Genomic DNA, 11,031 nt, shown 5'->3' on the forward strand with positions numbered 1-11,031 from the left:
CCCATGAGCCATATCGATATCAACGAGCTGCATTGGCTATTGGCCGTTACACAGAACATCGATGTCGGCATCGTGGTTCTGGATCGGGATTTCCGGGTGATGGTCTGGAATACCTTCATGGAGAACCGCTCCGGCGTGACACCGTACGAAGCGACCAGCAAGACCTTCTTCGAGCTGTTCCCCGAGGTCAACCAACAGTGGTTCAGCAAGAAGGTCGAGAATGTCGTGACCCTCGGCACGCCCGCCTTCACGATCTGGGAGCAGCGGCCTTATCTGGTGCGTTTCAAGAACTATCAGCCCATTACCGGGCAGGAAGAGTTCATGTACCAGAACACGACGATGTTTCCGCTGCGTGCGACCAACAACGAAATCAACCAGATCTGTCTGGTGATCTACGACGTGACGGATGTGGCCACCAACCGGCATCAGTTGCAGGCGGCGCTCAAGCAACTCTCCGACAGCAAGCCTGCAAACGGGTAAGCATCACAAGGACAAGGGCCGCCATCAGGCTGCGGCCCGCCTCCTGCTCGTGCTAGGATCGCGATTTTTCCGGTGACGTTCAGGGACATCATGCGACCTCAATCCACACTCACTGTTTTGCCTGTCGAGCACCCTCTGGTCGGGCGCGTCAGCCCGCCGGGCTCCAAATCGATCACCAACCGTGCGTTGCTGCTGGCTGGCCTGGCAAAAGGGACGAGTCGCCTGACCGGCGCCTTGAAGAGTGACGATACGCGCGTCATGTCCGAAGCCCTGCGCCTGATGGGCGTGCAGGTCGACGAGCCGGATGACAGCACCTTCGTGGTCACCAGCTCCGGCCACTGGCAGGCCCCGCAACAAGCGCTGTTCCTGGGCAATGCCGGCACCGCGACCCGTTTTCTGACGGCTGCACTGGCCAACTTCGAAGGTGAATTCATCGTCGATGGCGATGAGTACATGCGCAAGCGCCCGATTGGTCCGCTGGTCGATGCCTTGCAGCGCATGGGCGTGCAGGTCAGCGCACCGACCGGTTGCCCGCCAGTCACGATCAAGGGCCTGGGCGGCCTGTCCGCCGGGCGTATCGAAATCGACGGCAACCTTTCCAGCCAGTACGTCTCGGCCTTGCTGATGGCTGGCGCCTGCGGACAAGGCCCGATTGAAGTGGCCCTGACCGGCAGCGAAATCGGCGCACGCGGCTATGTGGACCTGACCCTGGCGGCGATGAAAGCCTTCGGCGCGGAAGTCGAGGCAATTGGCGATGCGGCCTGGAAAGTCTCGGCCACCGGTTATCAAGCCACGGATTTCCATATCGAGCCTGACGCTTCGGCGGCCACTTACCTGTGGGCGGCCCAAGTGCTGACCGAAGGCAAGATCGACCTGGGTGTCGCCACTGAAGAGTTCACCCAGCCCGATGCACTGGCCAGCCAGATCATCGACAGCTTCCCGAACATGCCGGCCGTGATCGACGGTTCGCAGATGCAGGACGCAATCCCGACGCTGGCGGTGCTGGCAGCGTTCAACAACCATCCTGTGCGCTTCGTGGGCCTGGCGAACCTGCGGGTCAAGGAATGCGACCGTATTTGCGCGCTGTCCCACGGGCTGTGCGCCATCGCACCGGGGCTGGCGGTAGAAGAGGGTGATGACCTGCTGGTGCATGCCAACCCGGCATTGAGCGGCCAGACCGTCGATGCGCTGATCGACACCCACTCCGACCATCGCATCGCCATGTGCTTCGCTCTGGCGGGCCTGAAAATCGCGGGTATCCGTATTCTCGATCCAGACTGTGTAGGCAAGACCTATCCCGGTTACTGGGCAGCGCTTGAGTCGCTGGGCGTGCAGATCGAACGCTAAAGCCCTTCGCGAATGAATTCGCTACACCGTGGGGAATTCATTCGCGAAAACGATATTTCGCTTCAGATCCCGAAGATTGGCTGCAACATCCGGGCAATCAGACCCTGGAAACGGAGCGGCGAGTCCGCAGCCAGTACGCAGATGCAATATTCATCTTTATTGGCCGTGGGCTGATGCTGGGTGTCGCTGTCCAGATCGGCGAGGTCTCCGGATCGGTATTCGCCCAGTTCATCGTGATACGAGCCCTGGAGCACGAGGGTCATTTCATTACTCTCGTGGCCATGCAACGGCATGCTGACGCCGGGGGCGATTCTCAGCAGCATGAGCTTGCCTTGCTCAAGCCCCTGGGCACGAACCCGCTGCACGCCGGGGAGCAGGGTTTTCCAGGGTTGCTCGCTCAAATACCGGCCAAAATGAGCGTGCAGAGAAACAGGCAGTAAATCCGCGCTCCGCTCTGGCGATACAACAGACTCGCGCTGTGGCAGGACAGCGGGCAGTTCATCCAGACGAGCAAGCATGGCTGCACGCCCCTTCAGTGGCTCCGCGACGCCACTGTGCTGCTGAATCAGCAAACCACCGATGCGTTCTGCATGGCGCAACCGTGTCCGGCATTCGGCGCACAGCTCAAGGTGAGCAGCGGTGACCAGAGAAATAGCCTGTGAAAGCGCACCCGAGGCGTAACTGACCAGGGTGGCCTCATCGGGGTGATGGACTGGGCTCATCATGACTCCTCGACTCTGGAGCGCAACTTCTGAAAGGCCAGACGCAGACACGACTTCACTGTCCCCAGAGGCATGCCGAGGCGTTGGGCGATCTCTCGATGGCTGAGCGCTTCAAAGTAGGACATCCGTAGAACCCTGGCCTGATCGGCAGGCAGGTTCTGGATGGCCATGTTCAGTTGTTGTTCCTGACGCTGGCTGTAATCGAGCGATCTGTCGGCGGGTGCCTCCAGAAGTTCGAGTTGCTCCAGCGAGTTCTGCACCACGACCCAGCCGCTGTCCTTGCGCACGCTGTCGATATAGAGGTTGCGCGCAATCCTGAACAGCCAGGTTCCGAGGCTGGCCTTGGCCGGATCAAAGGACTCGGCCTTGTGCCACAGCTTGAGCAGTACTTCCTGCACCAACTCTTCGGCCTGCCCGTCAGGCACCTTCAAGCCCGTCAGATAGCGCAACAGGCGAGGGGCGAAGTGATCGTAGATGCGCATGAAGCTGTCGCGGTCCTGACTACGGGCCACGGCGGTGACTTCATCGATCCAAAGTCGGGTTATGGGCAAGTCGCTGGGCGAGGGTGACACGTGACGGAAGGTCCTGATGCTGGCAATGCTGCTCATGATCCACCTTCTGGTCGCCGTTGTCTGGTATTGGTCGGGCTGCCTGTGTGTTACGCAACCTGGGCCAGAACGGATCACAAGATGAACTGCTGCGAAAAATATTTTTTAACTGGCGACCATGATAGCTGTCTGCCACAGGCTGGTGGAGCCTGCGGTGTAGAAAAGCATCGGGAGACCGAATCGGCTCAAAGGCGGGAAGTTTATTTCAAAGCCGTCTAAGCCACTATGATTTCTGACAGTGGCCGAGAACGCCCTATTCATTACCCTAGGAGGCAAGGACGTTACTTCAACTCATCCCCTCGAGGGAGTTCTCATGGACATCGACCTTTCGCACCACCCAATGAAAAACCTTCTGCTACGGCTAAGCCTGCTGCTGATGTTTATCGTCGGCACAGGGCTGCTGATCACACCTGGTCGCGCAGAAGCTGTCAATCTGGCCGAATGCACAGGCACCCACACGGCAGAGTGGTCGCCTGGCCTGACCAACACGTCACAAACCATCAATGTTTCGACGAACAGCAACTGGTCCGTCTGTGTACTTCCATTAGGCGTCAGCGCAGCATCTGCGCAGAGCTTTCAGGCGACCTTTTCCTGCCAGTCGTTTTTCTTGCAAACGCCCACCATCACATGGGTCATCAACTGGAGCGACGGAGCCACCAGTACCTATGCATTCACAGCGCAGATAGACAATCTCGGTAATTTGAATACCACGATCACCGGCGATGGCACGATCACCGACGGGCGTTACAAGGGGGCAGCTGCACGGACCCTTTTCACGCTTCAGAACCTTACCTCCATCCTGAATAACGATTGCAACCAGCCTTCGGGCGTCACCAAGGTGAGCGGTATTTCAAAACTGGTCATTTCACCTTTATAAGTGAACCCATGCACAAGAAGGTTGTGTGGCCGATCCCGCACAACCTTCCCTGCATCACTTCCCCGCCTTAAAGCACCACGCTGGGCAACCACAGCGAAATGGCAGGAATGTAGGTCACCATCATCAGCACCATGAACAGCGCCAGATAGAACGGCAGCAGTGCCTTGACGGTGGCTTCGATGGAGACCTTGCCCACCGCCGCCCCGACGAACAGCACCGCGCCCACCGGCGGTGTAATCAGGCCTATTCCCAGATTGACCAGCATGATCATGCCGAAGTGAACCGGATCGACGCCGATGCCGGTAATCACGGGCAGCAGGATCGGAGTCAGAATCAGGATCAACGGTGCCATGTCCATCACCGTGCCCAGCAACAGCAGCATGACGTTGATGCACATCAGGATCACGTAACGGTTATCCGACAGGGTCAGGAAGGCCGTGGTGATCTTCATGGGGATTTCCATCAGCGTCAGGATGTAACCGAAGCTGGCAGCAAAACCGATCAGGATCATGACGATGGAAATGGTCCGTACCGCCCGGTGCATCAGCTTGGGCAGGTCGCGCCACTTATAGTCGCGGTAGATGAACATGGTGACGAAGAACGACCAGACCACGGCAACAGCCGCCGACTCGGTCGCCGTGAACACCCCGGTGAGGATCCCGCCCAGGATGATGACCATGGCCATCAGGCCCCAGAGCGCATCGGCAGCAATTTTCAGTGCCTGGCGCAGTGGAATGACTTCGCCCTTGGGGTAATTGCGTTTGCGCGCAAAGATCATGCACAGAACCATCAGCACCGCGCTGAGCAACAGCCCGGGCATGATCCCGGCCATGAACAGCGAAGCGATGGACACCGTGCCGCCAGCCGCCAGCGAATACAGCACCGAGTTATGGCTGGGCGGCGTCAGCAAGGCTTGCACCGAACCACTGACCGTCACGGCGGTGGAGAAGTCCCGCGGGTAGCCTTTGCGCTCCATTTCCGGAATCAGCACCGAACCGACCGAAGCGGTGTCAGCCACTGAGGAGCCCGAGATGGCGCCAAAGAAAGTCGAGGCGACGATGTTCACCAGCGACAGACCACCCCGTACGAAACCGACCAGTACACCGGCAAACGCGACCAGTCGTCGGGACATTCCGCCTTCGGCCATGATTGCGCCAGCCAGCACGAAGAACGGAATCGCCAGCAGCGAAAACTTGTTCACGCCGCCTGCCACCTGAATCATCAGTGCATCGAAAGGAATCTCGATCCACCAGGCTCCAATAAGCGCCGAAAGGCCCAGTGCATAAGCGACCGGCATGCCCAGGAGAATCAGCGCGATGAAGCTTCCCAGCAATATAAAAGCGTCCATTCATGCAGCCTCTTCGCTTTCTTCCAACAGATCGAAGCGCACGGCACGGCGGTGGCTTTGATCGCCCAGAAACAGTTTTTCCAGCACGAAGATCAGGGTCAGAATTCCGCCAATGGGAATCGGCAGGTAGGAAATCCCCACGCGCAGGAAAGGCATATCACCGAGAAATTGATTCCAGGTCGTCGCGCAGAGCTTGAACCCCTTGGTGGTCATGAACACACACACCACCGCCATGAGGATTTGCACCAGGACCGCAGCGGCCTTGCGCAGTTGCGGCGACATGCGTTCAGTCGCCATCGCTACCGCCATGTGCGCACCGGCACGGTAACTGGCGGCTGCGCCGAAGAAGGTGAACACCACCATCAGCAGGATCGCGGTGGGCTCCGGCCAACTGGAACCACTGCCCAGTACGTAACGGGCGAAAATGCCCCAGGGGATGATCAGGCTCATCGTCAGCACCGACAGACCGGCAATTGCGATGCAGATCCGGTAAAGCACGTCGTTAATGCGCAGTAGCGTATTTTTCATTGGGCTCACCACAGCAGCAAGCGGGCTTTCGCCCGCTGCGCGGCATTATCGAATGGGCTTAGTTGGCGCCGACCTTTGGTGCGTCTGACTTGACGGCTTCGATACGGCTGATCAGGTCTTTGTACGGCGCACCATATTTGTCGCGTACAGGTTGCGTGGCATCGTAGAAAGCCTTCTTCTGCTCAGGCGTGAGAGTGATGAACTCCACACCGCTCGCCTTGAGTTTTGCCTCGGCTTCGGACGACTTCTTGTCCCACAGCACACGCTCTTCCATCTGGGCTTCACGGGCCAGTTTTTTCACCAGCGCCTGCTGATCGGGGTTGAGCTTTTCCCAGGTCGCCTTGGAGATCACCACAGGCTCGGGCAGGATCAGGTGCTCGGTCAGGGTGTAGAACTTGGCGTTCTGATAATGGTTGTGCTCCAGCAAGGTTGGCGGATTGTTCTCAGCGCCGTCGATTACGCCGGTCTGCAAGGCACTGAAGATTTCGCCCGTGGCCATGGCAATACCGTTGCCGCCCATGCCATTGATGGTGTCGATGAATACCGGATTGCCTTGCACCCGGATCTTCATGCCCTTGAGGTCGGAGATCTGACGCACCGGCTTCTTGGTGTACAGGTTGCGAGTACCGCCATCCATCCAGGCCAGGGCCACCAGGTTGAAGTTCGAGTTGGTGATCTTGTCGAGGATTTCCTGACCGATTTCACCGTCGATGATGGCGCGCATGTGTTCATGGTCGCGGAAGACAAACGGCAGGTTGAACACGTTGACGTCCGGTACCACCGGGCCAACGATGCCCAGGCTGACCCTGGCCATTTGTATGGCATTGGCCTGAACCTGCTCGATCACTTCTTTCTCCGAACCCAGCACGCCGCCGGCGAACATCTTGAAGCTGATATCGCCGTTGCTTTGTTCCTGAAGTTTCTTGCCCATGTTCTGTTCGGCCACCACGGGCGGGTAACCGGAAGGATGTACTTCGGCGAATTTGATCTTTATCTCCGCCAGGGCGGCGTTCGAGAAACAGAAAGCCAACGGCAATACGGTGAGGAGGAGCTTGCGTTTGAAATCCATGGAGTTCTCCGATTTTGTTGTTTTTGGTCGGTGCTACGGGGATTTTCAGTGTCAGCAGATCAGCCTTGGAATATCGGCTCCTCAAGTCCCGTAACGCCGGGCCTGAAGGCAAAGACGCCGCCAGCCAGAGGTTGGTCGCTGAGGTCGCCGCCAGGACGAATGGAAGTGATGAACAGGGTATCCAGCCCTGAACCGCCGAAGGCGCACATGGTTGGTTTTTTCACCGGCACGGTCACGGAGCGGTCGAGCTTGCCCTGTGGCGTGAACCGGTGGATCAGACCGGCATCGTTGGCGCAGATCCAGTAACAGCCATCGCTATCGACTGCCGCGCCATCGGGGCGGCCCGGATAGTCGTTCATGTCCACAAACAGACGGCGGTCGTAGGGCGTGCCGCTGTCCGTGTCGTAATCGAACGTCCAGATTTTCTGCACGTTGGGGTGAGAGTCGGACAGGTACATCGTTTTACCGTCAGGGCTGAACCCTAGACCATTGGGAACGATATAGCCCTGCAATTGCGAATTCAGTTGCTGTTGCCCCGCGCTGTAGCGATACAAAGCCCCGGCAGACACGCCAGCGGCCATATCGAGCAGCATGGTGCCCGCCCAGAAACGGCCCTGACGGTCGCAGCGACCATCGTTGAAGCGCATGCCCGGCTGGCCATGCTCAACGCCTGCCAACAGGGTGCTGGTCAGGTTCTCGCCTTCACCGGGCTGCAAGTGAAACAGGCCACTTTCCATCCCGGCGATCCAGCCGCCCTTGCTGTGGGCTGCAATGCAGGCCAGCATTTGCGGGGCTTTCCAGCTTTGGGTGAGGTTATCGGCAGCATTCCAGCGGTACAGGCGTCCGGCTGGAATGTCGACCCAGTAAAGCGCTTGCTCGCGAACACTCCAGACCGGGCTTTCACCCGTAGCGTTGCGGGCATCGAAGATCAGTTCAGCATCCATGGCGGTTCAGATCTCTATAGATAGTTACTCGTCGCCGAAAGGCCCTGCTGCAACAAAGGCGCCGCCCTGATAGACCATGGCCGGATCGTCGGCCGCAGGCATCGGCTGCGCCTCGACCTTGGCGCGGAAGACTTCGGAGCTGTCCTTGGGGGAATATTCCAGATGGCTGGCCAGCCGGTTGTCCCACCACACGGTCTTGTTGTCCGACATCCCGTACACCACGGTATGCCCGACATTCGGCGTATACAGGGCGCGCTCCAGGAGTTGGGTCAGGTCGTCATAGCTGAGCCAGGTGCTCATCATCCGACGGTTTTGCGGTTCATCGAACGAAGAGCCGATGCGGATACTCACAGTTTCAATGCCGTAGCGATCGAAATAGAAACTGGCCATGTCTTCGCCATAGGACTTGGACAGGCCGTAGTAGCCGTCCGGGCGACGAGGGGCATGGGCATCGATGACCTGGTCTTGTTTGTAAAAACCGATGACATGGTTGGAGCTGGCGAAGATCACCCGTTTTACGCCATGGCGACGGGCGGCTTCGTAGATATGAAACACGCCGGCGATATTGGCGCCGAGGATTTCCTCGAAAGGACGTTCGACTGAAACGCCACCGAAATGCAGGATCGCATCGACGCCTTCCACCAGTTGGTGTACGGCCTGTTTGTCGGAGAGATCACATCTCTGGATTTCTTCACTACTATCAATGGCAGGTGCCAGCTCTGCGATATCCGAGAGTCGGAGCGTTTTCGCATAAGGGCGCAGGGTCTTGCGCAGCACCTTGCCCAAGCCTCCTGCCGCACCTGTAAGCAGGAGGCGATTGAAGGGATTTTGAGTGTGACGAGCTATGGTCATGAGAAATTCCTTGTTTGTTATTGTTATATGTTGTCGTACAACATGAACGAGTATTTACACCAGAGGACGCTTTGTCAACGCATCGGCAACCAATAGCCGGACCGATGGATGACGCAAATCAGTCAATTCATGTCAGAACCAGTGACTCCGCTGCATCACTCACGCACAGGCCTGTAATGAACACTTTCCAGCATCTCGATACCAACGTTGTCGGGCGCGATTTTGCAGTCGGCGATATCCACGGACATTTCGCACGCCTGCAAGGGGTTCTTGATGAGATCGGCTTTGATACGGTCGTCGACCGTCTGTTCTGCGTGGGCAACCTGATTGATCGCGGCCCGCAGAGCTATCTGTCTCTGGAATGGCTGGACAAACCATGGTTCTTTGCCGTCCAGGGCAGCCACGAAGCATTGGCCATCGAGCATGTGGAAGGCGAGATGCTGGACTATCACAAGTATGTCGCCAATGGCGCGAGCTGGTTTCTGGAACTGTCCGATGAAAACCAGCTGCGTTTCGCCGAGCGTTTCGCCCAAATGCCCCTCGCGCTGGAAGTCGACACCCTGAACGGCCTGATAGGAATGGTGCATGCCTGTTGCCCGCTTCCCACCTGGGATCTGCTGCGTTCGGTCCTGCGCGAAGAACTTCCAGGGCTGTTGCAACTGCGCAGATCATGTCAGTGGTCGCATCTGCGCTCGGGAGGCGAGAGCGGCATCCCTGACCTGCGAGCACTGATCGTGGGGCACACCCTGGTGCCGAAAGCCGAAATCATGGGCAATGTCTTTCATATCGACACCGGTGGATGGCAGACCGATAGCATCGGTCACTTCACCATCATGGATCTCGATACGTTCTACATGCATAGCGGGAAATAAAGCAGCGCCCCCGATATTTCTCATGAAGACTTAGTGCAAACAGGAAGTTCATGTTTCACCCATGAAACAACAAGACGGTGTTTATTGATTAAACAATAAAAATATTAACCACCCATCGCCTAAAAAGGCCCGACACCCAAGGGCCTGCCACACTGCTTTTGCAGCAGTAAACGGCCACCCGCTCCCCAGGCCCTGAAAATGATCGACGATCCTGCAAAAGGACGCTCAAGTCATATTCATGGTAGTTCGCGTGTAAATGAAGGTTTGACGCCTCCCGCAACACTGAATGCTTCTGAAGCGATTTCAGAGGCGGTAGCCATCTTTGAAGAAAGCTCAGGACCACCGATATCCGGCACGGCGGGTGAAGAAACCCGTGAGCCACAGCAACAGGATCGTCCACAGGTTGCCATTCTGCTGTGTACTTTCAATGGCCAGCGCTTTTTGCCCCAACAACTGGAGTCCATAAAGAACCAGTGCAGGCCATCCTGGTTCATTGCTTTATCGGATGATGGTTCCAGCGATAACACGCTGGATATAGCGAGCCATTATCAAGCCTTGTGGGGTAAAGAAAAGATCAATGTGTGGCGCGGTCCAGGCCGAGGGTTCGCACGAAACTTCATGTCCATTACCCGCAACACTCCGCAAGCCGACTTTTATGCCTGGTGTGATCAGGACGATATCTGGGACGAAAACAAGTTGCAGGTGGCCGTCAGTTGGCTGCAAAGCGTGCCCCACGACGAACCGGCGATTTATCTGGGTCGCACCGAACTGATCAGCGAACAAGGCGAAGTACTTGGCTACTCGCCGCTGTTCACAAGGCCGCCGTCCTTCGCCAATGCTCTGGTGCAGAACATCGGCGGCGGCAACACCATGGTGTTCAACCATGCAGCCCGCTGCCTGATTCAGGATGCATCCGAACATCTGGCGTTATTGTCGCTGGATATCGTGTCCCATGACTGGTGGGCCTATCTGTTGGTCACAGGAGTAGGCGGGCACGTGCGCTACGACCCCAAGCCCTACGTTCGCTATCGCCAGCATGACGGTAATCTGGTGGGTTCCAACACGGGCTGGAGAGCCCGGATAGTACGTATTCGCCTGCTGCTGAAAGGGCGTTTCCGGGACTGGAACACCACCAATATTGCTGCGCTGGAAGCGGTCATCCTGTATCTGCCCAACGATAGCCGCGACTTGCTGGAACAACTCAAGGCGTTGCGTTCTCCCTCTCTTGCCGTACGCCTGGCAAGTCTCAGACGTACCGATCTTTACCGCCAGACAAGGCTGGGCAATCTGGGATTGCTGATGGCGGTCCTCATTAATGTGATGTGAATTGTCTCTTCGCGAATGAATTCCGGTTTACAGGAGCGAATTCATTCGCGAAAGAGCG

General features: G+C 57.5%; 12 protein-coding genes. 5 read left to right on the forward strand and 7 right to left on the reverse strand.

Going from position 1 to position 11,031, the window contains the following annotated elements; translation table 11 throughout:
• Positions 1-3 precede the first annotated feature (3 nt).
• Together JL015_RS18640 and JL015_RS18645 are read left to right on the forward strand one after the other, a co-directional pair.
• The gene (locus tag JL015_RS18640) at positions 4-480 is read left to right on the forward strand and encodes a PAS domain-containing protein (RefSeq protein ID WP_122320436.1); all 477 of its coding nucleotides are present in this window, start codon (positions 4-6) and stop codon (positions 478-480) included.
• A gap of 90 nt (positions 481-570) precedes the next feature.
• Complete coding sequence (locus tag JL015_RS18645; protein WP_201019484.1) at positions 571-1,827, forward strand: 3-phosphoshikimate 1-carboxyvinyltransferase; 1,257 nt, start codon at positions 571-573, stop codon at positions 1,825-1,827.
• Between the two features lie 62 nt (positions 1,828-1,889).
• Here JL015_RS18645 and JL015_RS18650 read toward each other — a convergent pair whose 3' ends face one another.
• Both JL015_RS18650 and JL015_RS18655 read right to left on the reverse strand, forming a co-directional pair.
• Positions 1,890-2,549 (reverse strand): ChrR family anti-sigma-E factor, encoded by a 660-nt coding sequence (locus JL015_RS18650; RefSeq protein ID WP_201019485.1) that lies wholly within the window; start codon positions 2,547-2,549, stop codon positions 1,890-1,892.
• Positions 2,549-3,061: a sigma-70 family RNA polymerase sigma factor gene (locus JL015_RS18655; RefSeq protein ID WP_201019530.1), complete on the reverse strand. Its 513-nt coding sequence runs from the start codon at positions 3,059-3,061 to the stop codon at positions 2,549-2,551. The genes JL015_RS18650 and JL015_RS18655 overlap by 1 nt, the downstream gene beginning before the upstream one ends.
• Before the next feature lie 409 nt (positions 3,062-3,470).
• On the opposite strand from JL015_RS18655, the gene JL015_RS18660 reads away from it, so the two are divergent.
• Positions 3,471-4,034, forward strand: a complete 564-nt coding sequence (locus JL015_RS18660; protein WP_236123995.1) for a hypothetical protein — start codon at positions 3,471-3,473, stop codon at positions 4,032-4,034.
• 67 nt (positions 4,035-4,101) lie between these two features.
• On the opposite strand, the gene JL015_RS18665 is transcribed toward JL015_RS18660, so the two are convergent.
• Genes JL015_RS18665 through JL015_RS18685 form a run of 5 tightly spaced genes read right to left on the reverse strand, consistent with a single transcriptional unit; the run spans position 4,102 to position 8,775 of the window.
• The gene (locus JL015_RS18665) at positions 4,102-5,382 is read right to left on the reverse strand and encodes a TRAP transporter large permease (RefSeq protein ID WP_025257899.1); all 1,281 of its coding nucleotides are present in this window, start codon (positions 5,380-5,382) and stop codon (positions 4,102-4,104) included.
• Complete coding sequence (locus JL015_RS18670; RefSeq protein WP_201019486.1) at positions 5,383-5,910, reverse strand: TRAP transporter small permease; 528 nt, start codon at positions 5,908-5,910, stop codon at positions 5,383-5,385. It abuts the gene before it with no gap.
• A 58-nt stretch (positions 5,911-5,968) separates the two neighbouring features.
• Positions 5,969-6,979: a TRAP transporter substrate-binding protein gene (locus JL015_RS18675; protein WP_201019487.1), complete on the reverse strand. Its 1,011-nt coding sequence runs from the start codon at positions 6,977-6,979 to the stop codon at positions 5,969-5,971.
• A gap of 59 nt (positions 6,980-7,038) precedes the next feature.
• On the reverse strand, positions 7,039-7,923 hold the full coding sequence (locus tag JL015_RS18680; RefSeq protein ID WP_201019488.1) for a glucurono-1,5-lactonase: 885 nt from the start codon (positions 7,921-7,923) through the stop codon (positions 7,039-7,041).
• A gap of 24 nt (positions 7,924-7,947) precedes the next feature.
• Positions 7,948-8,775, reverse strand: coding sequence for an NAD-dependent epimerase/dehydratase family protein (locus tag JL015_RS18685; protein WP_201001009.1), 828 nt, complete (start codon positions 8,773-8,775; stop codon positions 7,948-7,950).
• A gap of 176 nt (positions 8,776-8,951) precedes the next feature.
• Here JL015_RS18685 and JL015_RS18690 point away from each other — a divergent pair, with 176 nt between their 5' ends.
• Positions 8,952-9,647: a metallophosphoesterase gene (locus JL015_RS18690; protein WP_201019489.1), complete on the forward strand. Its 696-nt coding sequence runs from the start codon at positions 8,952-8,954 to the stop codon at positions 9,645-9,647.
• A gap of 198 nt (positions 9,648-9,845) precedes the next feature.
• On the forward strand, positions 9,846-10,973 hold the full coding sequence (locus JL015_RS18695) for a glycosyltransferase family 2 protein (RefSeq protein WP_201019490.1): 1,128 nt from the start codon (positions 9,846-9,848) through the stop codon (positions 10,971-10,973).
• The last annotated feature ends 58 nt before the right edge of the window (positions 10,974-11,031 follow it).

Source organism: Pseudomonas cichorii, from assembly GCF_015471405.1.
Classification (GTDB): Bacteria; Pseudomonadota; Gammaproteobacteria; order Pseudomonadales; family Pseudomonadaceae; genus Aquipseudomonas; species Aquipseudomonas serbiensis.